We start from the raw sequence: 23,626 nt of genomic DNA, 5'->3' as shown, positions 1-23,626 counted from the left end.
CTTTTTTTCTGTAATCATTTATTAGAAAACAATAATGAAATCATTCAAAATTTTTTCTTTATTTCCAGATTACATAAAATTAAAAATTAAAAAGATAGAGATAATTCATCTCTATAAATAACAATCGTTTCAATAAAAAACATCAAGACGATCTGATAGAAGACTGTAGGATGATTTGTACTCACTGTTCTTCTATCCTTCTATTTTTATCCCTTCGATGACTTGCGATTTATTTTCTTTCAGGCGCTGAATGTCCTATTGGTATTTAGCAAGATGTCCCTCGTCAATGTTTTTCTGAAAATTTCCATTCCCTTCTTCTCCTTTTCTACTCATAAAAGCAACTAGTGCACAAAGGCGGTCGATCAAACAATCGACAATCTGTACTCTGTCATTATTGGACAGCCGATAAGTATCCACAAAAAGTTTCAATCGATGGCATTGCGTTTCACTCAGACGACTGTTCCCACCAAAATACAAGGGTACCCAGCGGTACGCAGCATAAGAAACATCCCATAACCTGCTTCCTGGCCTTACTGTGTCAAAATCAAAAAGCCCAAAAGGCTCCCCAACTACGATCGGCACATAATACGGAAAAACATAGTAATCAATCAGCAACTACCTAATCACTCAAAATGAACTTCTACAGCCTAAATGTGTAGTGAACGTTTAATTAAAATCTCCGTTTATTGCCTCTTTGCCTTTTTTATAAAAAACTGCTGATCAGTAACAGTTGTTGAGAGGGAAATAAACTGGAATCTGAAGAAAGTATTCTGTCTTCGCAAAACTTTAGACGATCATTTCATGGTATCCTCTGCTAGATAAGCTAAAATCATTTATGAAAAAAGTTACTCTGACGTACATGTAATTTTTGTTGCACCAAATGAAGCATTGAGGGAAGTTGGATAGAAGTTTCAGAAACAACAGGCGGTTTGAATGACAAACCGTCTCCAGGCGTCATTTGCGCATGCTCCACTTGAAACATCGTAAGAAACGGCTAACGAATAGAAATAATTATTTTTGTTAGCACTACGTTTGCTCTTGAAGGAAAACCTGAATGGAATTTTTTAGAGAACGTCATTTCTTGATGTGTCTTTTTCTTGACCTAAAGTTAACTTCAACATTTATACTAACAATACTAACTTAAGAAAGAAGGATTTATATGAGAGCAGCAATTTTTGAAAAAGCAGGATTAGTTAAAGTGGAAGAAGTAAAAAAGCCAACTTTGCAAGCAGCCGATGATGTTATTATTAAAGTTGTCCGAGCATGTGTTTGCGGTTCTGATCTTTGGTCGTATGCCCATGGCGATAGTAAAGAACCTCATTCAGTTAATGATGGTCATGAGGCATTAGGCATCGTTGAAGAAATCGGTCCAGACATTACGACTGTGAAACCTGGAGATTTTGTCATCGTCCCCTTCACCCATGGTTGTGGTGAATGTGATGCTTGCCGTGCCGGCTTTGATGGCACATGCGACCGTCATCAAGGTACAACGAATTGGTCTAACGGTTTCCAATCTGAGTATATCAACTTCCATTACGGCAACTGGGCCCTTGTAAAAGTTCCAGGTCAGCCAGCTGATTATACGGAAGGTATGATCAAGTCTCTTTTAACTTTGGCAGATGTTATGCCCACAGGATATCATGCGGCACGTTGTGCACATGTAGAAAAAGGGGATAAAGTCGTCGTGATTGGCGATGGTGCCGTAGGACAATGTGCTGTCATCGCGGCAAAAATGCGTGGGGCTTCCCAAATTATTTTAATGAGCCGTCATAAAGATCGACAAGAAATGGCTCTTCAATCAGGTGCTACAGCTGTTGTGGCTGAGCGTGGTGAAGAGGGAATCGCGAAGGTACGCGAGATCCTTGGCGGAGGCGCGGATGCTGCTCTTGAATGTGTTGGTACAGAAGCTGCCATTACACAAGCCCTTGGTGTATTGCATAATGGTGGTCGTGTAGGTTATGTCGGCGTCCCTCACTATGACGATCGACCAATCGGTTCCACTTTTGCTCAAAACATTTCCATTGCAGGAGGATCTGCATCGGTCACAACATATGATAAGGAAATCCTGTTAAAAGCGGTGCTTGATGGTACTATCAATCCAGGCCGCGTTTTCACCCAAACCTATGATTTAGATGATATCAACCAAGCCTATGCCGATATGCAGGAACGAAAAACGATCAAATCTATGGTTGTTGTTTCAAGGGATGAATAGACAATGCTAATTAAAAAACGCTCGTCCGAACAATGGACAGCCTCTCGATAGACAAAGTACTAAAACCAGTACTTTGTCTTTTTATCCATGAAGAAAGAAAACACTGTAACAGCCTACCCTTTTTCCACAATTAATCAATTCTAGAACTTTAAAATGATAGAACATAACGCCGAACAAAAGAAAAAAGCCCTTGAAATCAAGGGCTTTTGCTTCATCTGATAATAAATGATTAACGACGAATTTCTTTGATACGAGCTGCTTTTCCGTGTAATGCACGCAAGTAGTACAATTTTGCACGACGTACTTTACCGTAACGAACAACTTCGATTTGTGCAACACGTGGTGTGTGCAATGGGAAGGTACGTTCAACACCTACACCGTTTGATACTTTACGAACTGTATAAGTTTCGCTGATACCAGCACCGCGGCGTTTGATGACAACACCTTCAAATAACTGGATACGTTCGCGAGTTCCTTCGACAACTTTCGCGTGAACGCGAACAGTGTCCCCAGGACGGAAAGCTGGGATGTCAGTACGTAATTGTTCTTGAGTTAGTTCTTGAATCAATGGATTCATGTTTATCATTCTCCTTATTCCCAAACATTCTTAAAGCATGAAAGCTCCAGCGGAACATCGTAATAGTTGAGTTTACACTCACTGAAATATCTTACCACAGTCGACCATAGGCTGTAAAGAGAATTTTCTTGTCATGGCGCAGAATATCAAAAAAACTGGCACTATTTTAGTTGCCAGTCTTCGCTTCGTCTTCAATTTCTTTTAAAAGCTTCTGCATTTCAGCGGTCAGCGGATAAGTTTCCAGCATATCTGGACGTCGCTGATACGTTCGGCGCAAGGATTCTTTTAATTGCCACTGCTCGATCAATTTATGATTGCCATTCATCAAAACTTCCGGCACTTTCATGCCTTTGAACTCTGCCGGGCGTGTATATTGCGGATGCTCTAATAAACCAGTGGAATGAGAATCAGTTTGTGCGGAGGTTTGATTGCCCAAAACTTCTGGTAATAGCCTGACCGTCGCATCGATCATAACCATTGCCCCCAATTCGCCGCCAGTCAAGACGTAATCGCCCAGTGACACTTCATCAGTGACCAATGAACGGATTCGTTCATCATAGCCTTCATAGTGACCGCAAATAAAAACAAGGTGCTCTTCGGTAGAGAATTCTTCCGCCATCTTTTGATCAAAGGGTTTTCCCGCTGGGTCTAATAGGATCACCCGCTTTTTCGTTTCTGGTGTCGCTTCTTCGATCGCTTTGATATTGTCATAGACAGGTTGGACTTTTAATAACATTCCTGCTCCGCCACCATAAGGATAGTCATCCACTGTTTGATGCTTGTTGTCAGAATAATCACGGAAATTAGAGACATTGATTTCTAACAATCCCTTTTCCCGTGCTTTACCGATGATCGATTCTCCAAGAGGCCCTTCAAACATTCGTGGAAATAGTGTCAGCACATCAATTCTCATCGTCTAACAACCCTTCTGGGATCTCAACGATGACCTGACCATTTTCAAGATCGATGGTATGAACAACAGATTCGATATAAGGAATCAAGGCATCCTTCTTCCCTTTTCGCTGTACCACCCAAACATCATTGGCGCCTGGTGAAAGGATCTCTTTGACTTTACCAATGACTGTGCCATCTTCTTCGACGACTTCCAGACCAATAATTTCATGGTAGTAAAACTCATTTTCTGCTAGATCCACCAAATCATCCTTGGTAACTTTTAAAATGCCGTTACGAAACGGTTCAACGTCGTTGATGTTGGGATAGCCCTCAAACGTTAACAAATCAAAATTTTTATGTTTGCGATGACCTGAAACAATCAATGGTAATGGCTCTTTATTTTCACGAAAAAGTGTCAATTCAGCCCCTTTACGGTAGCGTTCTTCTGGAAAATCCGTTTGTGATATCACTCGTACTTCTCCACGGATCCCATGTGTATTGACGATTTTCCCTACGTTTAAATATTCTGTCACGTTCGTTCCCCATTTCTTCTAACTTCTGTTCTATTTTAGCATAGCAAAGTAGCGAATTCTAGCCGTTTCCTAGCGCCCCCTGTTTTCCTCAAAATCATCGCACGAAAAACGCCCCTTCGACGCTTGATCAAAGGGGCAATGTCCTAATCTGAAACTTATTGATTCATTGAAACGGCCATTTCCAATGCTGAACGTGCATCTTGATGTTGCACCGTTCGAAGCATCTTTTCTTGTTGCCAGACCACGGTAGTTGCTGTATGGTCATTTTTTCCCATATCGATGGTGATTTGACCGACCTCAGGTGCTGGAAGCATGGCTTCTTCTAGATACGCTACCACTTCTTTGGCAACCGGAACTGGATCTTGTTCCTCTTGGTTGACTGCTCGAACAGTCAATGACCAATTTCCTTCTTGCCAGCTCAAATAACTGGAGCCAGCAGCTCCTTGCATATGCCCAGTAATGCCATAGCCGAGATCGACGGCTTGTCCGCCATCATCCGCTGTTACATTGACCGCTGCAGCCGCTTCATCCGCTGATTGATACTCTTTTGATTGAAAAGCAGCAAGCGGTGTTTCTTCGTTCAATGCCTTGTCATTGAGAGACAATTGCTGATCAAGTCCATAATAAAGAATCGAGACATCGGATTGACTGCCAGCTGTGGCAGCATTCAACACTTTACCCGAAGCAAGCGGAACGTCCTTTGGCAAGACAAGATCAGGGAATACCGCTTGTATTTGGCTATAGATGTCTGTGGTGCTACTCGTATTTGAAGAATCCTCAGAAACCGCCTGACTAGTCGATGCAGTTGATTGACTGGTTTCTGACTGACTACTTTTTTGTGTTTGGGTACTTTCCACCATAGTCGTTGCTGTTGTTTCAGCTGTACTGGCTTGACTGGTTTCTTGGTCTTTTTGATTAGTACAGCCAGCCAAGGTTCCGATCGCTAGCAGCGTAACAAATAATCCTAGTTCTTTTTTCATGATGTTCCCCTCCTTATACAAAGGATACCCCTCAATAAAAAAAATGACAAACAAGTCAGATTGTCTGTCATTTTTTTGTCGATTTTTTAAAGATTAGTGACCCAATTTTGCAGTGATTGGAAGCCGTCCTTGATCCATTGCCAAACTTGATTGGCGATCGTCGATAGGTCGCCCCAACGAAAGTTTTGTGTCCATTGGTTCAATTGGGTCATGATCTCCTCACGATAGACCCAAATTAAAAAGAGCAACAACAAGATCCCTAGCGTTCGCCAAAGAAAAGAACCGATTTTATAAATAAAGACGAGAATCAAAAGAACGACGATCCATGCGATTAGTTGAGACATACAAGCACCTCCTCATTTTTGATTATCTCAAAACCATCCTTTTTTGTCCTCCATCTTAAGCATGAATTTTACAAAAAAAGCATTTCTCTTTGAGAAATGCTTTACACTCTTGCTTATTTACCATCAATGATATTCAAACGAACTTTTTTCGGTCCATTTGTCCGTACACTGTAAACGATCGTTCGAATTGCTTTGGCAACCCGACCTTGTTTACCGATGATACGGCCAATATCTTCTGGTGCCACAGTAAGATTATATTCCAAGAAATCATCTGACTCTACCAGCTCAAGCTTGATATCCTCAGGTTTGGTAACAAGTGGTGAAACGATCGTTAAGACTAATTCTTGCAAATCTTTCATCCAAAGTCACCTTATTTCTTAGTGAATTTTGCTTCGTGGTGTTTTTTCATAACGCCTTCTTTAGAAAGGATGTTACGAACTGTATCTGAAGGTTGCGCACCTTTAGATAACCAATCAAGAACTAGATCTTCTTTGATTGTTACTTCAGCTGGGTCTAGTAAAGGATTGTAAGTACCAACTGTTTCGATGAAACGTCCGTCACGAGGAGAACGTGAATCTGCTACGACGATACGGTAAAAAGGTTTCTTTTTAGAACCCATGCGTTTTAAACGAATTTTTACTGCCATTATTTACACCTCCATTGATTTAATCACAAGAGCTAGTTTAACAGGTTTTTCTGATGGTGTAAAGAGTTTTTTCTTTACAGCTGAAAAAAGTTTTTCTTTCCTGTTTTTTCGGCATGGTTATCTTTTGCCAGAATGAATTTGGACGCGTATCATGAATACTAGAGAAACCTTTTTAAGGTCAAATCGTTTTATTTGCACCATTCACTTACTTTTGGTAAGCTAAATGAGTAGAAAACAACAAGGAGGAATTTTACATGACAAAAAAAATCGGTTTTATCGTCGGCAGCTTGCGGGAAGGTTCTTACAATAAACTCGTAGCGAAAAAATTCGCATCACTATTACCAGAAGGTTTTGAAGCATCTTTCATCGAGATCGGCAACTTGCCTTTTTACAATGAAGATTTGGAAGTTGAAGGAAAAGTTCCTGCTGAATGGACAGCATTTCGTGAAGCATTAAGCGCCGTTGATGGTGTCTTCTTCTTTACACCAGAATACAACCGCTCTGTTCCTGCAGCCTTGAAAAATGCTTTAGATGTTGGTTCTCGTCCTTACGGTGCGAGCAGTTGGGGCGGCAAACCAGCCTTAGTCGTCAGCGTTTCTCCAGGAGCGATCGCTGGATTTGGTGCGAACCATCATTTGCGTCAATCATTAGTCTTTTTGGATATGCCTACTCTGCAACAACCAGAAGCCTACATTGGCGGTATCACAAACTTGATCGATGAAAACAATGAAATCAATCCAGATACAGTAAGCTTCTTCGAAACGATCCTTGCAAAATATATTGAATTCTTTCAACGATTCAACTAATGAAGATTCCATACAAAAAGACCAAGAAACTCGGCACTGAGTTTCTTGGTCTTTTTTACTGTGAAGAATAATCGTTTGCGCTTTTTACTCGCTGCCTGACACAGACTTTCGGACAAAATGGAGTTCTGTCAGTTCTCCCATCTGTTTTGTTTCAACAAACGTCAAGCGTCTCGAATATCCCCCCGGTTCAAACAGCCGCTTGCCTTCTCCTAAAAACACCGGCGCGATTTGAATAAACCATTCATCGATCAAATCAGCTTCCAGCAATGGTTTTAATAAGGAACCTCCCCCTACTACCCATACGTTTTCCTCTTGTTTTAATGCTGAAACAAATGCCACTGGATCCGTTGACACTAGCGTTGCATCTGGCAACGGTTCTTTTTGTGTACGGGAAAAAACATAATTTGTCGTTTCAGGATACAACAGTCCACCATCCATAAGTTTCTTTGCTTCTTGATAGGTCTTTCTCCCCATCACTGTCGCATCGATGGTTGCAAAAAATGCTTCATAAGTCGTGGCGACACCGGTATCAGTTTGAAACAGCCAGTCCAGTTGATCCTTCAGACCTGCTAAATAGCCATCGAGGCTGATCGCACCATAGAATATCACTTTTCCCATTATGCTCGCTCCTTTATTCTTTGTTTGCTGCTGATGTTCGACAAACACAAGTGACTAAATGGTCGTTGACCATGCCGACAGCTTCCATAAAGGCGTAAATAATGGTCGTTCCGACAAATTTAAACCCTCGCTTTTTCAAATCTTTCGCTAGCTGATCAGAGATTTCCGAATGGGTCGGTACATCGGATTGCTGCTCAAATTCATTAATGATCGGCTGATGATCGACATATCGCCACAAGAATGCGGAGAAACTACCATATTCTTGCTGGATTTTTAAAACTTCTTGGGCATTGCTGATCGCCGCTTCAATCTTTCGCCGATTGCGGATGATTCCTGGATTCATCATCAGTTCTTCCACTTTTTCTTCCGTATAGTTCGCTACTTTGGTGATTTCAAACTGATCATACGCCGTATCAAAATTCGCCATTTTATTTAAAATCGTTTGCCAGCTCAACCCTGCTTGATTCATATCTAACACCAATTTTCGAAACAACTGCTGATCCTCATACTCAGGTTTCCCCCAGATTGTATCATGATACTCCTGCATCGCTGGTGTACTGTTGGCCCACTCACATCGTTCCATTGTCCTCATCAGCTCCTTTTTGTTTATTTTATCATAAAAGACTTTACTTCCACTAGTGTACTACGTATACTAGTACACATAAATGAAAGGAGCTGATTTTGTGGTTCGCATTAACAAAGCCAGCAGCAAACCTTACTATGAGCAATTGGTTTTAAGTATCAAAGAAGATATTCTGAACGGTGTTCTAACCGCTGGAGATCAAGTACCTTCGGTTCGTGAAATGGCCAAGCACCTGTTGATGAATCCAAATACCGTCAGCAAAGCCTACAAAGTATTGGAAAATGAGCAAGTGCTTGTCACCATCAAAGGAAAAGGCACCTTTGTGAAAGTTACTGAGGATCTGCCACGCGATGAGATTCGGATCTTACAAGTGAAAGAACGTTTGAAAGAATTGGTGATCGAAGCACGCCATTTACAGATCAGCATGCGTGAGCTGAGCGATTGGATGAATGGCTTTGAACAAGAGTTAGGAGGCGATCCACAGTGAAGATCGAACATGTGACCAAGAAAATGGAACAAACAATTATCTTAGAAAACGTGAACTTCTCTTTGGAAAAAGGAGAACTCGTAGGATTGATCGGCCGCAATGGTTCTGGGAAAACCACGCTGTTTCGGACGGTCGCTGGACATTATTTACTAGATGATGGCGAGATTTCAATCGATAACCAACGCCTGGATCAGCACCCGGAATTAAAAGAACAGCTTTTTTATATCGATGAAAAAGAAAACTTTCTGGCTGCCTACTCGTTAAAAAAAATCAATCAATTTTATCGGCTTGCTTATCCGAATTTTGATCAAAATCTTTATTTAGAATTGATGCAAAGCCATGGTCTGCCGCTAACGCTTTCTTACCGGCGAATGTCAAAAGGAATGCAAGGTCTTTATAAGATGATTCTAGCGATCGCTTCAAATGCGACGTTCTTACTGTTAGACGAACCTTTTGATGGGCTTGATGTGATCGTCCGTAAAAAAGTGATCGGACTATTGCTGGAAAGCCTCAGTGAGTCGAATCGTACCGCATTGATCGCTTCCCATAATCTAAATGAATTAGAGCATATTATTGATCGTGCCTTGTTGATCAAAGGGAAAACGATTGAAGGAGACTACCGTTTGGAAACGATTCGCGAACAATCTCGCAAACTTCAACTCGTCTTTCGCAGCAAGCAGATTCCTCCCCTTATCAAGCAGCGCTCCAAGCTGATTCAAAAACAAGGTCGAGTCTTGACCGCTTTGTTTGACAATTACACAAAAGAGCTGGCGGCTGAGATCCAGCAGCTTGATCCTTTGGTTTTCGAAGAATTGCCATTGACCTTGGAAGATCTGTTTGAAGCAAATTTACGACAAGAGGCATTAGTGGAAGGATAGAGGTGGAAAACGATGTTAAGCAATATATTTAAAGAACGCTACGGCAAGCTGCTGATCGGCTTTTGTTTTGTCTTACTCTTAATGTATCTTGGTGATGGCTGGCAATCACAAAAAGCCTGGCATCAGCAAGAACGCTATTTGACATCTGAAGAATTTATCAAAGATTTCAACGAAAATCGAGAGTACTATGTCAAAAGCTACAAGGGTGAAACCCCGGTTTACTTTGATTCGGCAACAGAGTACCGCGATGCGGTATTGACGATCAGCAATGAGTCCCCTGATGAGATTTATTACAATCGCCCTTATATGACCACCATGAATCAATTTGTGATTGTCTTCCTGTTTATTTGGGGCTTCTTGTCCTTTTTTGTCGATGGCCGCACCAATTTCAATCGCTTTTTATTTGCTTTACCCTTTAGCAGAAAGCACGTCTTTCACAAGAAACTGCTTTTTATCGGCTTACCCTTGACCGCTTGTTTAGTCTTGGGTCTGTTAGGTCATATCCTGATCGAATACACGATGATCCCAGCTCGCTATCTCGCTGTGCCGCTTCAAGACGTGCTGCTTTCTGCCCTTAGTACCTTGGCAACGAATCTGCTAGTATTTGCTGCAGGTCTCTTGTTAGGCGTTTTGCTGGGGAATCTGTTTACTGGCGTGCTCTCGGTCTTCTTCACTATTTCGCTAGGATCAATGGGGTATAGCTTTTTCCAATGTACCCGCGAGTTTTTTAGTTTTGTGTTTCTTGGTCATGGGGATTTTCTGATTCCTTTTCAAACCTGGATCGATTGGCCGCAAGGATATGTCTACCCTTGGTGGCTGCTGCTCCTTTACCTCGGCTTGAGCGGCTTGCTGATTCTTGCTGCCGAAAAAGTGTTCTCGAAAATCTCTTTAGAAAATGACGGTGATTATTTAACGATCCCTAAATTGCGCGCACCAGTTTATTGGCTGCTTTCTTTGGGAACCTGGTTCTATTTATCCATGATTTCTTATTACCCACTAGAAATTTTTTACCGTAATCTCTATGAGGGGTATGATGTCAGTCTTTGGAACATCGCCCTTCGGCTCGGTTTATTACTGGTTGCCTGCTTATTCATCAGTTTGCTGCTTGTCTATCCTAAAGCGCTGATGAATTGGTGGTACAAACGAAAAAACAAACAAATCAGTGGAATATAAAAAAGCATCCCTGCAACATGTTCTTGTTGCAGGGATGCTTTTAAGTTTAATGTCTAGGTTTGTCGTCGTCTTTTTTGTCAAAGAAGTCATTTACTTTACGAGAAACATCATCCGCAAAATCTTCAACCTTATCTTTGGCTTTCCCATATTTATTTTGGGTTTTGCCTTTTAATTCTTCGGAGTCATCTCCTGTAAGTTTCCCTTTTGTTTCGGTTACTTTTCCTTCAATGCGATCTTTGTTTGTCATCGTAAAAAACTCCTTTCATACTTGCTATAAATTAATAGTAGCACCATTTAACAGAAAGCACGAATGTTCTGCTTCTATCCTATTCTTAGAGTTGTCCGCAACGATAGTTGATCGCTATTTTTGACTCTTGGACGATTTGAGATATTCGGTAGAAAGCTGGCTTTCTCTATAAAAAAGGATGTTCTCTAGATGTTCTATTTGATGTTCTTTGAAGGAGTTCATTTAAAGAGGACGCTGTGAGCATAAAAAACCATGACCTGAAGAAGGCAATCTGAGGAGCTGCAGTTGCTAGAATTAGCAGGTACAGCTTCTCGATTTGGTGCCTTTTCAGATCATGTTTTTTTAATTACACGAAGATAAGGTTCAGTTCTCAGTTCCTATCAGTGTTAAACGATTATTTGCGTTTTTTCTTTTTCTTCTTTTGTTTCTTGACCATGCGGTTCATGGCCATTTTTCCAAGTTTCCCTTTGACCCCACCGCCAAACATTTGATCCATGCCAGGAATGTTCATATTCCCTTTACTCATTTGCTGCATCATTTTGCGAGATTCTTTGAATTGTTTGATCATACGGTTGACTTCGACGACACTATTTCCAGAACCAGCAGCAATACGGCGGCGACGGCTTGGATTTAACAAATCAGGATTTTCCCGTTCAGCTGGTGTCATAGAATAAACCATGGCTTTTTGTCGAGCAATTTGTTTCGGATCAACTTTGACATTTTCGATACCAGGCATTTGACTCATTCCCGGAATCATTTTTAAGAGATCTTCAATTGGGCCCATGCCCATAACTTGATCGATCTGTTCGACAAAGTCATTGAAGTCGAAGGAGTTTTCCTTCATTTTTTGAGCAAGCTCTTCTGCTTTTTTCTCGTCGTAATCTTGCTGTGCTTTTTCGATCAAAGTCAGCATATCACCCATACCGAGAATCCGACTAGACATCCGATCTGGATGGAATACTTCAAGGTCGGTCAATTTTTCACCGGTACCAGTGAACTTGATTGGAGCGCCCGTAACTTGACGAATCGACAATGCCGCCCCGCCACGAGTATCGCCATCTAGTTTGGTGATGACTACCCCTGTGATCCCCAGTTGTTGATTGAAGCTTTCCGCCACGTTGACAGCATCTTGTCCTGTCATCGCATCCACTACCAGTAAAATTTCATTTGGCTGTGCCAAGTCCTTGATTTGTTTTAGCTCTTCCATCAAGTTTTCATCGATATGCAAGCGACCTGCCGTATCGATCAAAACGTAGTCATTTTTCTTTTCCCGAGCCAAAGCCAATCCTTGGCGGACGATTTCAACTGGACTGACATCAGTTCCCATATCAAAAACAGGTACATCCAATTGCTGCCCTAATACTTTCAACTGGTCGATCGCAGCTGGACGGTACACGTCACCAGCGATCATTAATGGACGTGCGTTTTCGGTTTTGATCAAATGGTTGGCTAATTTCCCAGCAAAGGTGGTTTTCCCTGCCCCTTGCAAACCAGCCATCATGATGATCGTTGGGATCTTCGGTGATTTTTCGATCCCAACTGTTTCTGATCCTAATGTTTTGGTTAATTCTTCATCAACGATCTTAACGATTTGTTGCGCTGGAGATAGGCTTTCTAATACTTCTACCCCCACTGCCCGTTCACGGACATTTTTGGTAAACTCTTTTACAACTTGCAGATTGACGTCGGCTTCTAATAAAGCTAGACGAATCTCACGCATCATTTCTTTTACATCTGCTTCAGATACTTTTCCTTTTCTGCGCAGTTTGCTCATTGCCTGCTGGAGGCGTTCAGTTAAACTTTCAAATGCCATTTTTTTTCATTCCTTTATTCTTCAATTTCTTGGAGCTGTTGAATAAACCCCTGTAAGGTTTCGTCTTTTGGATAGTGGGTTTTCGTATACTCGCTTAGCTGATCCAGCAAGTCTTCCCGCATGATATAATCCGAAAACATATGTAGTTTTTTTTCATAGTCTTCTAAAATACGTTCGGTGCGTTTGATGTTGTCATAGACTGCTTGACGGCTAACTTGATACTCTTCAGCGATTTCTCCTAGAGAAAAATCATCTGCGTAATACAATTCCATGTAATTCATCTGTTTTTCCGTCAATAACGTGGAATAAAACTCAAACAACGCATTCATGCGATTGGTCTTTTCAATTTCCATTTGCTTCCTCCTGTTTTGCAAGCCATTCGACATCGGACAAAACAGTCATGCCTTGTTGTCGAAAATAGGCACAAGCGACACCGACCCCTGTTTTTTTGATTCCAGAAAAATTGCCATCATAAATCGTCTGACTGCCACAAGAGGGACTTTTCTCTTTTAAGATCAGTTGGGTGATGCCTTGCTCTTGTAATTTTTGATAAGCAATTTTCGCGCCTTTAGTAAATTGTTCCGTCACGTCTTCTCCTGAAATGGTGACGACCTTCGCTCGTTGCGCCCAAACATCCACCCCATCGCCACCGACGATTTCGGCCGGTTCACGTGGAATCGGCAAGCCGCCAAGAACTTCTGGACAGACCATCATGGCTTGACCCGCACGAACAAGTTCGATCAATTGTGGTACTGCTTGATGTTTTCCATCGTAGCGGCAAAGGGCACCGCCTAGACACGCACTGATTCCAATCATTTAGCACCCTCAGCTTTCCTATGAAATCGTCCTTTATTATAGCATTTATTTAGTGGTTGCAATAGTACCAATTGTCTATTCATGCTAAAATAGGACTTGTTCGTTGAAATTTAATCGTTTCTTGAAAAAAAGAAACGAAAGGAGTCTATCATGAAAAAAATACTCGTTGTCGATGATGAACCTTCAATCGTCACACTTTTAACCTTTAATTTAGAAAAAGAGGGCTACCAAGTCGTTTCCGCCTCAGATGGTCAAAAAGCCTTCGACTTGGCGTTGTCAAAACCTTTTGACTTTATCATCTTGGATGTCATGCTGCCGAATTTGGACGGTATCGAAATCACAAAGAAATTACGTCAAGAAAAAATCGAGACACCGATCCTCGTCTTGACCGCAAAAGATGATCCGATCGACCGGATCTTGGGCTTAGAGATCGGGGCTGACGACTATCTGACGAAACCCTTCAGCCCTCGAGAAGTATTGGCTCGAATGAAGGCCATCTTCCGTCGCTTAGAACCTCGTCAACAAGCACGAGAAGAAGATCAACCTGCAGAAATCTTGCAAATCGGCGGAATCCAAGCCGATCTGACCAATTTTCAGGTCAGTGTGGATGGGGAGAAAATCTTCCTGACACCGAAAGAGTTCGAGTTGCTGGTTTACTTTATGAAACGTAAAGGCCGTGTGATCGATCGCGATACCTTACTCAATCGTATTTGGAATTTCGACTTTGATGGACAAAGTCGCATCGTGGATGTTCACATCAGTCATTTAAGAGAAAAATTGGAAGCTGATCCAAAGCGTCCAGAATACTTGGTGACCGTTCGAGGATTTGGGTATAAATTTCAGGAGCCGACCCAATGAAAAAACGCTATGGCTATGGTTTATGGTCAATCGGTCTATTGCTGATTTTTTTCCTGTGTTGGCAAGTTCTAAGCAGTTTTTACCGTCAGCAAGTCATCGCCCAGCAAGTGGATTTTCTGCAAGAGAAAGCCGCTGTGTTTTTGAATCTCTCAGATAACCAAACCGCAGCGCTCGAACAATTTGCCGATGCCTATGTTCAAGACAGCAATAGCCGCATCACTTTGTTAGATGATCAAGGCCAAATCATTTTCGATACTTATGATCATACTCTCCATGAAAATCGCTCCGATCGTCCAGAAGTTCAAGCCGTTTTGCGCGGAAGCGCCGTTGGTCAATCGTTGCGGGAAAGCGACACCTTGCATGAAGAATTGCTTTACGTGGCGATTCCTGTCAAAGAAGATGGAAACTTAACTCAAATCTTGCGGATCGCAGAACCGACTGCTGCTTTTTTTGCGAAAAACCAAGGAATCAAGCAATCGATCTTGATTGTCTATCTTGTCTTTTGTTTCTTGATCAGCCTGCTGATTTTTCACACGCTGCGTCAGCGGAATCGTCCAATCCAAACGATTCTGCCCGTCGTAAAAAAAATGATCACCTCGCCCGATCAACAAGCAATCATTATGCAAGAAACCCCTGAACATGACGAGTTGTATCAACTGATCAATCAGCTGAGCGAACAAATGAGCCAGACCTATCGTGCCTATGCGGCATCTGAACAACAGCTGTACGGCTTGCTCAGTGAACTGATGATCGGTGTCTTTATCATTAATGAAGAAAATCAACTGCTGCTGTTGAATCCGACGATGCAAGAACAGTTGGGGATGGAAACTGCGCCAACCTTGCCGCAGCCCTTCACTGAAGTGATTCATGACACACAACTGATCCAATTGATCTATCAATTTAACGACGAGACCCCTATTTTCCATGCGGAAACCACCCTTAGCGGAGAACGTTCAAAAGTCTTGGATGTTACCTTGCGAAGCTTCCAAGAAAACCAGTTGATTGGTATTTCTTATGACTTGACGCGCATCCGACAATTAGAAAAAATGCAAAAAGATTTTGTCGGCAATGTTTCCCATGAATTAAAAACGCCGGTAACTTCCTTGATTGGGTTTACCGAAACACTGCTGGACGGCGCCAAAGAAGACCCAGAAACATTGCAGACCTTTTTAGAGATCATTCAAAAAGATGCTTATCGCTTGAAAAATCTAATACAAGATATCATCCAACTGTCTCAAGACAGTGATTCTTTCCAGTATGTCGACCAACCGATCAACTTTTCTGAGCTGCTGCAACAAGTCGTTCAAACCTATGGTCCCGCAGCTGGTAAGAAGCAATTGACCTTTCAATTTGAAGGACCCGAACCCTTCATTTTATCTACCAAAAAAGAGCTGCTGCAGCCCATCGTAAAAAATCTGGTAGAAAATGCTGTCACCTATTCAAAACCTGGTGGTGTCATCACATTATCCTATTCAGAGCAAGACGACCAGCTGTTATTTCAAGTGCAGGATCAAGGCATCGGCATCGATGAAGAAGATCAGGAACGGATTTTTGAGCGGTTTTATCGGGTGGACAAAGCCCGCGCTCGCAATTCTGGCGGCACTGGACTTGGGCTGGCTATCGTCAAAGACTATACCAAATTATTAGGCGGCAGCATCAAGGTTGACAGTTTCCCCAAAATTGGTTCTACCTTTACGGTGACTTTGCCGCTTCATGAAAAAGATGATTATTGATAAAAAACAGCCGATAACAGGTGAATAATTGTTATCGGCTGTTTTTGTAGTTGTTTTTCATTACCAAATGAAGCACCAGCTAATAGCATCTTCTTGATGCTCTAAACAAAAAAAGAAGGAGCATTCTCCTTCTTCGGTCATTTCACTATTCAACATTCGTTACTTCGCCGTCTACACTGCGTTCTACTTTCATATCAGTGATTGGCAAGTAACCTAATTCGATAACGATTCCTTGTTGGACATCGTCTGTCATGATGTAATCAAGAAAGGCTTTGACGTTTGCATCTGGCTCGCCGTTCGTGTACATATGCTCGTAAGACCAGATTGGCCATTTGTTATCTGCAATATTTTCAGGAGTCGCTTCTACCCCATCAAGAGATAGCGCTTGGATCGAATCGTCCAAATAGGATAAAGCAAGGTAGCTGATTGCTCCTGGTGTTTCAGCAACGATTTTACGGACTGTTCCAGAAGAATCTTGCTCTTGTGTTTGGATCGTCTCTGCACCATCTAAGCCCCATTTTTCAAAGGTCGCTCTCGTACCGCTGCCTGATGCGCGGTTGATTACAGAGATTTCTTGATCTGCTCCGCCTAGTTCAGACCAATTCTTCACTTTGCCTGTAAAAATATCGATTAAATCTTGTTGGCTAAGGTCCGTAACGCCTGCGTCTTTATTTACCACTGGTGCCATACCAACTACGGCTACTTTATGGTCAACTAATTTGCTAGCATCCACACCATCTTTTTCATCCGCAAACACATCGGAATTGCCGATCGTCACCGCGCCTGCTTCTACTTGACTTAAGCCAGTTCCGCTGCCGCCACCTTGAACCGTAATTGTATAATTGGGATTGTCTGCTGAGAAGCTTTCACCTGCTGCTTCAACCAAGGGTTGCAATGCCGTTGAGCCCACAGCTAAAATTTCTACATTTTCATTTGATGCGGCACCTGATGAAGATCCGCCTGATGCTTGACTGCTCTCAGTGCTTGCGCCACCGCTCCCACAGCCAGCTAATAATAATCCAGTTGCAAAAAATAAAAGTCCCAATTTTTTCATTTAGTAAATCTCCTTTCGTTATATGCTTAGTTTAGCAAGGCGGTGTAAACCCTTGATGGATTTCATGTAAAGAATCGATAAAGCGATGTAAATCTTTTGTAAAGTTCGTCGATTGCCTAAAAAAGCCCCCGCTGCATCCAGCAGAGGGGGCTTACTTTATCTAACACTTATGAACTAAAGAAACGTTTGTAGAATCAATTGCTTTGCATATAGCGTGTCAAGCGATCCATCGCTTCCACCAAGTTTTCTATACTTGCCGCATAGCTTAAACGAACATAGCCTTCTGCTTCGGGACCAAAGGCGATCCCTGGAATGATTGCTAATTGATTCTTTTCGGCTAAGTCGACACAAAAAGCCATGGAATCTTGGTTGAAACCTGCTGGTATTTTGGCAAAAATGTAGAATGCACCAGATGGCTTCGCCATTTCAAAACCAAGGGCAGTCATCTTTTCAAACAAGTAATCTCGGCGTTCACGGTAATCGGCTTTCATGACTTCTGCATCGTTGATGCCTTCGATCAATGCCCGCACTGCGGCTTTTTGAGAAATCGTTGATGCCGCGGTCACTAAGTATTGGTGGACCTTAATGATCTGAGCAGTCAACGCTGCTGGTGCAAAAATGAAGCCGACGCGCCAACCAGTCATCGCGTGTGATTTCGACAAGCCGTTGATCACGATCGTTTGATCCCGCAAGTATTCAGCAATGGATACGTGGGTTTCATCATAAGTCAACTCACTATAAATTTCATCGCTAATAACAAAAACGGGGTATTTTTCTAAAACTTCTGCCAATGCTTTGACTTGTTCTCGGGTATAAACGACCCCTGTTGGATTGCTAGGATAATTTAAAATGACTGCCTTGACTTGCTCCCCATGTTCTTTTAAGGCTGCTTCCAAAACTTCTGGCGCTAAAACAAAGTCATTATCCGTCGTATCAAGATAAATCGGTTTGGCATGAGCTAAATGGATGACTGGTTCATAGCCTGGATAAATTGGTGCTGGTAAAATCACTTTATCACCAGGTTCTAACGTAGCTAATAACGAAGCTGAGATTGCTTCCGTTGCACCGATCGTCACTAATACTTCTGATTGAAAGTCGTAATCAAGCTGATATTTATTTTTCAAAAAGAGACTGGCTGCTTGCCGAACATCTGCTAAGCCTGCCATTCCAGAATAGTGGCTGAAATTTTGTTCGATTGCTTGGACACCCGATTTTTTCACGTGCTCCGGTGTGTTGAAATCCGGCTCGCCTAACGTTAACTTTAAAATATCAGGAATTGAAGAAACCCGTTCATCAAATTTACGAATCAATGAAACAGCTATATTGTACACTTCATGATTGAAGCGTTGGCTTACGTCTGCCATAGTATCACTCCTTTGAATTAAGCAAATTCATTCGCTATTGTTGTTAATCCTAACACAAAAAGGCGACGATTTTAAGCAACGGATGAAATTAATCTAATAACGATAAATCCGTTTGCTTATTTACAAACAAATCCAAATTATGTTAGTATATATCTAAACAACAAAAGGAGAATCCAAAATGAAACCTTATCAAGAGTTTACCCTTTCTGATTATCAGCAAGGATATGTCGCAACACCAACGGATTATTGTTGCGTCTTTTGTCAGGAGACCTTCGACAAAGAAGAAATCTATCCCATTGATGGCGCCTTTTTTACAGCAAAAAAACGAATGATGCAGCATATCACTGAGCATCACGGAGCATCACGGAACCGTTTTATCCGCATTGTTGACTTTACCCAAAGAACAAACAGGCTTATCAGAAAGCCAACAGGAGATTTTACAACTGTTTGCCCAAGATGTTAGCGACACTGTGATTGCCCAGCGCTTAGGTATCTCTTCTTCGACTGTCAGGAATCATCGCTTTAAGCTAAAAGAAAAACAGCGACAAGCGACTGTTTTTTTAAGCATCATGTCCTTGTTGCAAGATACCCCGTTGCTGCCGCCTCACAAAGGGGCGACGATGCTTGATGATCGCTATGCCATTACGGCTAGTGAAAGAGAAAAGATCATTGCTACTTATTTTGATGAAACGGGGTTTATCAAACAGTTTCCCAGCAAAGAAAAGCGCAAGATCGTTGTCTTGAGTGTACTGGCACAAAAATTTGATCCGAAGAAAAATTATTCAGAAGCTGCCGTCAATGATGTATTAAAACAAGCGATCACCGATTACGTCACTGTCCGACGTTATTTGATCGAATACGGATTTATGCAACGGACGAAAGACGGGAAAACTTACTGGCTGACTTAAAACCTAGTCTGTAACTGGCTGGAACTTTTGTTGGTTGGATGAGCAATATCTTTCACAGTTTTAAAAAAATTAACAAGCTCCAGTATTTTATAGAAAAAAAGACAAAGTACGAACACATCCGTACTTTGTCTACCGTCTGAAACGCTGGGACAAGTTCCAGCGTTTATTTTTCTTTTAGAAAGATTTTTTTGATGATCAATTTATCAAATAATTGCGTTTGATTGTCTTGTTCTCCAATGACTTCAGCGGTCACCGATTTACCATCTTGTTTTTTACGTAGCTGGTAAACGATCTTGCCTGTTTCTTTCAATTCGTTCACCATGTCAACGACACCGCCAAAACCAGTTTTACGAGTGATGAACCCTAACGCCACCATTCGCTCATCTAAATTTTTTGCCGAGATGCTCGCACCGGTGATCAGCGCTTGCCGCATGATTTGTAAGAATTCCTCTAGCCCTGCCACTGGCGGCTGTTCGGGTTCTTCTTCCATCATCGGTCGCTGACGCAAATAATCTAATTCCTGCAATAACGTTTCATACTGCTCTTGTGTCAACATGACCCCCGCCACTTTTTCACGATTGAATACATATACTGCTGTTCCTGCTTCTCGCGCTTGATTAAATACATCCATCGGAGATTTTTTTACTTCAGTAATTGAAGTAGTGGGAACATCCAATTTCTTCAGTTCCATAATCAACGTCCTCCTTGTCTCAACGAACACATTATAGCATAAATCCAGAAGCAGATTATAGAGGTATTTCACTGCTCCTAGGAAAAGAAACAAAAAAGCGGCTAATCGCCGCTTTTTTCGATTGATAAGGTCATTGCATTGATGGCAACGATGATCGTGCTCATAGACATCAAGACAGCTCCGACTGCTGGGTTCAAAATGATCCCGATCGGTGCGAGGACGCCAGCTGCCAAAGGAATGGCAAAAATATTGTATCCTGCGCCCCACCAGAGATTTTGAATCATCTTGCGTCTTGTTTTTTTCGCCAAAGTCAAGAAGTGCAAGATGTCTTGAGGTTCGCTATTCGTCAAAACGACATCGGCTGAATCGATCGCTACATCGGTACCAGCTCCGATCGCAATCCCGATCGTCGCTCTTGCAAGACTTGGGGCGTCATTGATCCCATCGCCTACCATTACGACGCGCTTGCCCTCTTTGACATAGTCACTGACTAGACGTTCTTTATCGTCTGGCAACATTGCCGCATGGAAGGCTTCGATTCCTAGGTAATCGGCTACGGCTTGCGCCGCTTCTTGGTTGTCTCCAGTAGCCATAACTGGTGTGATGCCTAAGTCTTTCACTTTTTGAATAAATTGACTCGCTTCTGGTTTCACCTTATCCCCTAATGCGACGATTCCTTCCACTTTGCCGTCATGAACCAAATAGCTGATGGTATTGCCCTGTTCTTGATAATTTTCCAAGGAGTTCCCTTGATACTGAATGGCTAATTGCTCCAATCCTTTTTGATTGACGATCGCCCACTTCTGCCCATCGATCACGCCTTCCAGACCAATCCCTGTCCTTGTTTGAACAACAGTCGCCTTTTTGGCTGTGATGTTTTCCTTTTCAGCTTGGGCTAAAATACCTTCTGCGATCGGATGATTGGCGGTTTTCTCAAGACCTGCTAGGTAAGCTAGTACTTCTGATGCAGAAAGACTGCCTGTCGCCTCGATGCCAGTTACGGTAAACGTTCCTTCTGTTAACGTACCGGTCTTATCGAGGATCAGATAATCAACATGATGCGCATTCTCCAGTGCGTTGCGATTTTTTAAGAGCAAGCCATTTTTGGCAGCGATCGATGTCGAGCGAGCAACCACAAGGGGAATCGCTAGCCCTAACGCATGGGGACAGGCAATGACGAATACCGTGACCATTCGATCAAGAGCAGTCGGTAGGTCAGCAACAAACAGCCATACAGCAAATGCCAAGACACCAGCAACTAACGCAATATAAAACAGCCATTTTGCCACTTTGTCCGAAAGTGCTTCTAAGCGGGATTTATCTGCTTGGGCTTTTCGCACCATTTCCATGACTTTCGCTAAGTAGCTGTCTTCCCCAGTTCCTGTGACTTCCATCGTGATGGTACCATTGCCGTTGACAGATCCTCCAATGACAGTACTGCCGACGGTTTTAGGTACCCGTCTGGATTCACCAGTCACTGCCGACTCATCGATTGTTGTTTCTCCTTCAAGGATCGTTCCGTCGGTAGGAATCTTATCTCCTGAGCGAACGATCAACTGTGTTTTGTTGGTCACTTCTTCTAATGGAATCTGTTCTTCTGATCCATCCGCATTTTTCCGAATCACTTCTTTTGGCAATAGTTCTGCTAATTTCTGTAATGCATTGCCAGCATTAGAAACGGCATTCATCTCGATCCAATGGCCCAACAACATGATCACGATCAAAGTCGCTAGTTCCCAGAAGAAATCCATTACATGAGGAACAGCAAGAAAATGATTGGCGATAAATGCGTAAAGACTATAAAAATAAGAAACCGTGATCCCCATAGCAATCAACGTCATCATGGCTGGGCTTTTTTGTTTCAATTCCATTTTCGCACCACTTAAAAACGGCTGCCCTCCATAGAAAAACAGGATCGTTCCTAAAAGCAATACGACCCAATCTGAGCCAGGAAACGTGAAATGAAAGGGCAATTCGATGCCCATCATTGGTGATAAAATGACGATTGGAATCGCCAAAACCAAGGATAGCCAAAACTTTTGCTTAAAATTTCCCATATGCATACTATGATCCATGCCACCCATTCCATGATCCATATGACTATGATCCATACCAGACATCTCATGATTCATGTGACTATGTTCCATGCCAGACATCTCATGGTCCTTATGGCCGTGATCCATGCCAGACATCTCATGATCCGTGTGACTATGTTCCATGCCAGACATCTCATGATTCATGTGACTATGGTTCATGCCAGACATCTCGTGGTCCTTGTGGCCGTGATCCATGCCAGATATCTCATGGCCCTTATGGCTATAGTCCATGCTGGACACTTCATGATCCATAGGACCATGGTTACTATCGGAGCTTTCATGCTCCTGCTGTTTTGATGTCGCCTTGTGATGATCCATCCCATTCATCTCATGGCTAGGCTCAGGGACTTCTGTCACTTGTGATTGCGCATGTTGCTCTTTTCCCTGTGTACCATTATCCCGCTCATTCAAAGCAGGTTCATGCCTATGATGGCTTGACGTCTGACTATTACTTGCGGAAGACGTTTTTTTCTGATTCATCCTAGTATTCCCCTTCCTATTTCACTGAATGTGCGTACAGTCTTGCTCCTTCATACAAAAGCTTCAAGCGGCTGGACACTTTTCATTTGTTTTGATTTTTCATTTTCACTTTAGCAATTCCATTGCTTACTTAAATACCCCTTGATAACCCGCTTCGGTGACCGCATTGACTAAGGCTGTTTCTGTCACTTGCGACTCGTCAAACTTGACTGTTCCGCGAGCTTTTTTCAAATCCACTTTGGCTTTTTTCACACCCGGTACTTCACTAAGCGCTTTTTCAACTTTTGCGGCACAATGGGCACAATTCATTCCGCTGATTTGCATGTTTTTTTTCATTACGATTCCTCATTTCTTTTGACAGTTCGTTGGCTACTTATTTTGTTTCATGGGTTTTGCATTGGCACTGACCAGGAATACAATTACATGAAATCGCTGCTACTGGCACTTTTTGGTCGACTGCTGCTTGGAGCATCGCCAAATCTTCTGCCGTCAATGCTGCTTCTTGGATCATTTCTGCTAATGTCTGCCCAACTTTTTTGGCACAAATATGAGAAAAAAGATTCTCAGCTGCACTGCGAACGGTTGCTTCTTCGGAAACAAGCGGCGAATAAACAAATTTTTTTCCTTGGCTTTCTGTTTTCAATACGCCTTTTTTGACGAGTCGTCCTAAAAGCGTCTTGACCGTTGCTGCTTTCCAATTTTTATTTTCGCTCAATAAAGCGGTGATCTCTTTCGCGTCGGATTGTCCTAATGTCCAGATCACACGCATGACTTCCCATTCAGAATCGCTAATTTTGATTGGTTCGACCACAGATTGCATTTGTCCACTTCCTTT

General features: G+C 42.4%; 26 protein-coding genes and 1 pseudogene. 8 read left to right on the top strand and 19 right to left on the bottom strand.

The features are described from left to right. The first annotated feature begins 1,159 nt into the window (after positions 1 to 1,159). Complete coding sequence (locus A5883_RS03485; RefSeq protein ID WP_015510131.1) at positions 1,160 to 2,212, top strand: zinc-binding dehydrogenase; 1,053 nt, start codon at positions 1,160 to 1,162, stop codon at positions 2,210 to 2,212. A 229-nt stretch (positions 2,213 to 2,441) separates the two neighbouring features. On the opposite strand, the gene rplS is transcribed toward A5883_RS03485, so the two are convergent. From rplS to rpsP, 7 genes are all read right to left on the bottom strand, one after another. Beyond that, on the bottom strand, positions 2,442 to 2,789 hold the full coding sequence (gene rplS, locus A5883_RS03480) for a 50S ribosomal protein L19 (protein ID WP_002357176.1): 348 nt from the start codon (positions 2,787 to 2,789) through the stop codon (positions 2,442 to 2,444). 166 nt (positions 2,790 to 2,955) lie between these two features. After that, positions 2,956 to 3,702 (bottom strand): tRNA (guanosine(37)-N1)-methyltransferase TrmD, encoded by a 747-nt coding sequence (gene trmD, locus A5883_RS03475; protein WP_010749727.1) that lies wholly within the window; start codon positions 3,700 to 3,702, stop codon positions 2,956 to 2,958. Then, positions 3,692 to 4,216, bottom strand: coding sequence for a ribosome maturation factor RimM (gene rimM / locus A5883_RS03470; protein WP_010749728.1), 525 nt, complete (start codon positions 4,214 to 4,216; stop codon positions 3,692 to 3,694). Before rimM ends, trmD begins: the two co-directional genes overlap by 11 nt. 155 nt (positions 4,217 to 4,371) lie before the next feature. Further along, complete coding sequence (locus A5883_RS03465) at positions 4,372 to 5,196, bottom strand: hypothetical protein (RefSeq protein WP_086338002.1); 825 nt, start codon at positions 5,194 to 5,196, stop codon at positions 4,372 to 4,374. Between the two features lie 86 nt (positions 5,197 to 5,282). Continuing rightward, the gene (locus A5883_RS03460; RefSeq protein WP_005228919.1) at positions 5,283 to 5,540 is read right to left on the bottom strand and encodes a hypothetical protein; all 258 of its coding nucleotides are present in this window, start codon (positions 5,538 to 5,540) and stop codon (positions 5,283 to 5,285) included. A gap of 113 nt (positions 5,541 to 5,653) precedes the next feature. Further along, the gene (locus tag A5883_RS03455; RefSeq protein ID WP_005228918.1) at positions 5,654 to 5,899 is read right to left on the bottom strand and encodes a KH domain-containing protein; all 246 of its coding nucleotides are present in this window, start codon (positions 5,897 to 5,899) and stop codon (positions 5,654 to 5,656) included. Between the two features lie 11 nt (positions 5,900 to 5,910). After that, entirely contained in the window at positions 5,911 to 6,186 is a 276-nt protein-coding gene (gene rpsP, locus A5883_RS03450) for a 30S ribosomal protein S16 (protein WP_005228917.1), read from the bottom strand. 254 nt (positions 6,187 to 6,440) lie between these two features. Here rpsP and A5883_RS03445 point away from each other — a divergent pair, with 254 nt between their 5' ends. Then, complete coding sequence (locus A5883_RS03445; protein WP_005228916.1) at positions 6,441 to 6,992, top strand: NADPH-dependent FMN reductase; 552 nt, start codon at positions 6,441 to 6,443, stop codon at positions 6,990 to 6,992. Between the two features lie 84 nt (positions 6,993 to 7,076). Here the strand turns inward: A5883_RS03445 and A5883_RS03440 are convergent, their stop codons facing one another. Together A5883_RS03440 and A5883_RS03435 are read right to left on the bottom strand one after the other, a co-directional pair. Continuing rightward, positions 7,077 to 7,610 (bottom strand): dihydrofolate reductase family protein, encoded by a 534-nt coding sequence (locus tag A5883_RS03440; RefSeq protein WP_086338001.1) that lies wholly within the window; start codon positions 7,608 to 7,610, stop codon positions 7,077 to 7,079. A gap of 13 nt (positions 7,611 to 7,623) precedes the next feature. Continuing rightward, a complete protein-coding gene (locus tag A5883_RS03435; protein ID WP_086338000.1) occupies positions 7,624 to 8,193 on the bottom strand; it encodes a DNA-3-methyladenine glycosylase I in 570 nt (189 codons plus the stop codon). 100 nt (positions 8,194 to 8,293) lie between these two features. On the opposite strand from A5883_RS03435, the gene A5883_RS03430 reads away from it, so the two are divergent. From A5883_RS03430 to A5883_RS03420, 3 genes are read left to right on the top strand one after another with little or no spacing between them, the layout of a single operon-like run. After that, positions 8,294 to 8,680, top strand: coding sequence for a GntR family transcriptional regulator (locus A5883_RS03430; RefSeq protein WP_005228910.1), 387 nt, complete (start codon positions 8,294 to 8,296; stop codon positions 8,678 to 8,680). Beyond that, positions 8,677 to 9,558 (top strand): ATP-binding cassette domain-containing protein, encoded by an 882-nt coding sequence (locus tag A5883_RS03425; protein WP_015510136.1) that lies wholly within the window; start codon positions 8,677 to 8,679, stop codon positions 9,556 to 9,558. Before A5883_RS03430 ends, A5883_RS03425 begins: the two co-directional genes overlap by 4 nt. Before the next feature lie 12 nt (positions 9,559 to 9,570). Next, positions 9,571 to 10,731, top strand: a complete 1,161-nt coding sequence (locus tag A5883_RS03420; protein WP_015510137.1) for an ABC transporter permease — start codon at positions 9,571 to 9,573, stop codon at positions 10,729 to 10,731. A gap of 46 nt (positions 10,732 to 10,777) precedes the next feature. On the opposite strand, the gene A5883_RS03415 is transcribed toward A5883_RS03420, so the two are convergent. From A5883_RS03415 to A5883_RS03400, 4 genes are all read right to left on the bottom strand, one after another. Then, a complete protein-coding gene (locus A5883_RS03415; RefSeq protein ID WP_005228904.1) occupies positions 10,778 to 10,978 on the bottom strand; it encodes a CsbD family protein in 201 nt (66 codons plus the stop codon). Positions 10,979 to 11,372: 394 nt separating this feature from the next. Next, entirely contained in the window at positions 11,373 to 12,791 is a 1,419-nt protein-coding gene (gene ffh, locus A5883_RS03410) for a signal recognition particle protein (protein ID WP_005228902.1), read from the bottom strand. A 14-nt stretch (positions 12,792 to 12,805) separates the two neighbouring features. Continuing rightward, the gene (locus A5883_RS03405; protein ID WP_005228897.1) at positions 12,806 to 13,144 is read right to left on the bottom strand and encodes a putative DNA-binding protein; all 339 of its coding nucleotides are present in this window, start codon (positions 13,142 to 13,144) and stop codon (positions 12,806 to 12,808) included. Continuing rightward, positions 13,134 to 13,607 (bottom strand): DUF523 domain-containing protein, encoded by a 474-nt coding sequence (locus tag A5883_RS03400; protein ID WP_016608717.1) that lies wholly within the window; start codon positions 13,605 to 13,607, stop codon positions 13,134 to 13,136. Before A5883_RS03400 ends, A5883_RS03405 begins: the two co-directional genes overlap by 11 nt. A 150-nt stretch (positions 13,608 to 13,757) precedes the next feature. Between A5883_RS03400 and A5883_RS03395 the strand changes: the two genes are divergently transcribed. Continuing rightward, positions 13,758 to 14,465, top strand: coding sequence for a response regulator transcription factor (locus A5883_RS03395; RefSeq protein WP_005228895.1), 708 nt, complete (start codon positions 13,758 to 13,760; stop codon positions 14,463 to 14,465). Next, complete coding sequence (pnpS, locus tag A5883_RS03390) at positions 14,462 to 16,198, top strand: two-component system histidine kinase PnpS (protein ID WP_086337999.1); 1,737 nt, start codon at positions 14,462 to 14,464, stop codon at positions 16,196 to 16,198. Before A5883_RS03395 ends, pnpS begins: the two co-directional genes overlap by 4 nt. Positions 16,199 to 16,343: 145 nt before the next feature. On the opposite strand, the gene A5883_RS03385 is transcribed toward pnpS, so the two are convergent. Continuing rightward, positions 16,344 to 17,252 carry a phosphate ABC transporter substrate-binding protein PstS family protein gene (locus A5883_RS03385; RefSeq protein WP_016608721.1) on the bottom strand — a complete coding sequence of 303 codons (909 nt, stop codon included), beginning with the start codon at positions 17,250 to 17,252 and terminating at the stop codon, positions 16,344 to 16,346. 194 nt (positions 17,253 to 17,446) lie between these two features. Next, positions 17,447 to 18,616 carry a pyridoxal phosphate-dependent aminotransferase gene (locus A5883_RS03380; RefSeq protein ID WP_086337998.1) on the bottom strand — a complete coding sequence of 390 codons (1,170 nt, stop codon included), beginning with the start codon at positions 18,614 to 18,616 and terminating at the stop codon, positions 17,447 to 17,449. 178 nt (positions 18,617 to 18,794) lie between these two features. Between A5883_RS03380 and A5883_RS03375 the strand changes: the two are divergent. Continuing rightward, a pseudogene (locus A5883_RS03375) lies at positions 18,795 to 19,524 on the top strand (DUF2087 domain-containing protein). Positions 19,525 to 19,687: 163 nt separating this feature from the next. Here the strand turns inward: A5883_RS03375 and A5883_RS03370 are convergent. The 4 genes from A5883_RS03370 to A5883_RS03355 all read right to left on the bottom strand — a co-directional run bounded on the left by A5883_RS03370 (position 19,688) and on the right by A5883_RS03355 (position 23,611). After that, entirely contained in the window at positions 19,688 to 20,215 is a 528-nt protein-coding gene (locus tag A5883_RS03370; RefSeq protein WP_010749742.1) for a hypothetical protein, read from the bottom strand. 101 nt (positions 20,216 to 20,316) lie between these two features. After that, positions 20,317 to 22,791, bottom strand: a complete 2,475-nt coding sequence (locus tag A5883_RS03365) for a heavy metal translocating P-type ATPase (protein WP_086337997.1) — start codon at positions 22,789 to 22,791, stop codon at positions 20,317 to 20,319. Positions 22,792 to 22,917: 126 nt separating this feature from the next. Continuing rightward, positions 22,918 to 23,127 carry a copper chaperone CopZ gene (copZ, locus tag A5883_RS03360; protein ID WP_086337996.1) on the bottom strand — a complete coding sequence of 70 codons (210 nt, stop codon included), beginning with the start codon at positions 23,125 to 23,127 and terminating at the stop codon, positions 22,918 to 22,920. 37 nt (positions 23,128 to 23,164) lie between these two features. Then, entirely contained in the window at positions 23,165 to 23,611 is a 447-nt protein-coding gene (locus tag A5883_RS03355) for a CopY/TcrY family copper transport repressor (RefSeq protein ID WP_086337995.1), read from the bottom strand. Positions 23,612 to 23,626: the final 15 nt, after the last annotated feature.

It is taken from the genome of Enterococcus sp. 5B3_DIV0040 (assembly GCF_002140755.1).
Taxonomy (GTDB): Bacteria; Bacillota; Bacilli; order Lactobacillales; family Enterococcaceae; genus Enterococcus_D; species Enterococcus_D casseliflavus.
The sequence above is the reverse complement of the archived record's forward strand: the minus strand, read 5'-3'. Positions and strand labels throughout refer to the sequence as shown.

What these genes read in the sequence shown, in the direction of transcription:
- A5883_RS03485 (WP_015510131.1), top strand. Translation starts at nt 1,160, where the DNA reads ATGAGAGCAGCAATTTTTGAAAAAGCAGGATTAGTTAAAGTGGAAGAA.
- rplS (WP_002357176.1), bottom strand. Translation starts at nt 2,789, where the DNA reads ATGAATCCATTGATTCAAGAACTAACTCAAGAACAATTACGTACTGAC.
- trmD (WP_010749727.1), bottom strand. Translation starts at nt 3,702, where the DNA reads ATGAGAATTGATGTGCTGACACTATTTCCACGAATGTTTGAAGGGCCT.
- A5883_RS03465 (WP_086338002.1), bottom strand. Translation starts at nt 5,196, where the DNA reads ATGAAAAAAGAACTAGGATTATTTGTTACGCTGCTAGCGATCGGAACC.
- A5883_RS03460 (WP_005228919.1), bottom strand. Translation starts at nt 5,540, where the DNA reads ATGTCTCAACTAATCGCATGGATCGTCGTTCTTTTGATTCTCGTCTTT.
- A5883_RS03455 (WP_005228918.1), bottom strand. Translation starts at nt 5,899, where the DNA reads ATGAAAGATTTGCAAGAATTAGTCTTAACGATCGTTTCACCACTTGTT.
- rpsP (WP_005228917.1), bottom strand. Translation starts at nt 6,186, where the DNA reads ATGGCAGTAAAAATTCGTTTAAAACGCATGGGTTCTAAAAAGAAACCT.
- A5883_RS03445 (WP_005228916.1), top strand. Translation starts at nt 6,441, where the DNA reads ATGACAAAAAAAATCGGTTTTATCGTCGGCAGCTTGCGGGAAGGTTCT.
- A5883_RS03440 (WP_086338001.1), bottom strand. Translation starts at nt 7,610, where the DNA reads ATGGGAAAAGTGATATTCTATGGTGCGATCAGCCTCGATGGCTATTTA.
- A5883_RS03435 (WP_086338000.1), bottom strand. Translation starts at nt 8,193, where the DNA reads ATGGAACGATGTGAGTGGGCCAACAGTACACCAGCGATGCAGGAGTAT.
- A5883_RS03420 (WP_015510137.1), top strand. Translation starts at nt 9,571, where the DNA reads ATGTTAAGCAATATATTTAAAGAACGCTACGGCAAGCTGCTGATCGGC.
- A5883_RS03415 (WP_005228904.1), bottom strand. Translation starts at nt 10,978, where the DNA reads ATGACAAACAAAGATCGCATTGAAGGAAAAGTAACCGAAACAAAAGGG.
- ffh (WP_005228902.1), bottom strand. Translation starts at nt 12,791, where the DNA reads ATGGCATTTGAAAGTTTAACTGAACGCCTCCAGCAGGCAATGAGCAAA.
- A5883_RS03405 (WP_005228897.1), bottom strand. Translation starts at nt 13,144, where the DNA reads ATGGAAATTGAAAAGACCAATCGCATGAATGCGTTGTTTGAGTTTTAT.
- A5883_RS03400 (WP_016608717.1), bottom strand. Translation starts at nt 13,607, where the DNA reads ATGATTGGAATCAGTGCGTGTCTAGGCGGTGCCCTTTGCCGCTACGAT.
- A5883_RS03395 (WP_005228895.1), top strand. Translation starts at nt 13,758, where the DNA reads ATGAAAAAAATACTCGTTGTCGATGATGAACCTTCAATCGTCACACTT.
- pnpS (WP_086337999.1), top strand. Translation starts at nt 14,462, where the DNA reads ATGAAAAAACGCTATGGCTATGGTTTATGGTCAATCGGTCTATTGCTG.
- A5883_RS03385 (WP_016608721.1), bottom strand. Translation starts at nt 17,252, where the DNA reads ATGAAAAAATTGGGACTTTTATTTTTTGCAACTGGATTATTATTAGCT.
- A5883_RS03380 (WP_086337998.1), bottom strand. Translation starts at nt 18,616, where the DNA reads ATGGCAGACGTAAGCCAACGCTTCAATCATGAAGTGTACAATATAGCT.
- A5883_RS03370 (WP_010749742.1), bottom strand. Translation starts at nt 20,215, where the DNA reads ATGGAACTGAAGAAATTGGATGTTCCCACTACTTCAATTACTGAAGTA.
- A5883_RS03365 (WP_086337997.1), bottom strand. Translation starts at nt 22,791, where the DNA reads ATGAATCAGAAAAAAACGTCTTCCGCAAGTAATAGTCAGACGTCAAGC.
- copZ (WP_086337996.1), bottom strand. Translation starts at nt 23,127, where the DNA reads ATGAAAAAAAACATGCAAATCAGCGGAATGAATTGTGCCCATTGTGCC.
- A5883_RS03355 (WP_086337995.1), bottom strand. Translation starts at nt 23,611, where the DNA reads ATGCAATCTGTGGTCGAACCAATCAAAATTAGCGATTCTGAATGGGAA.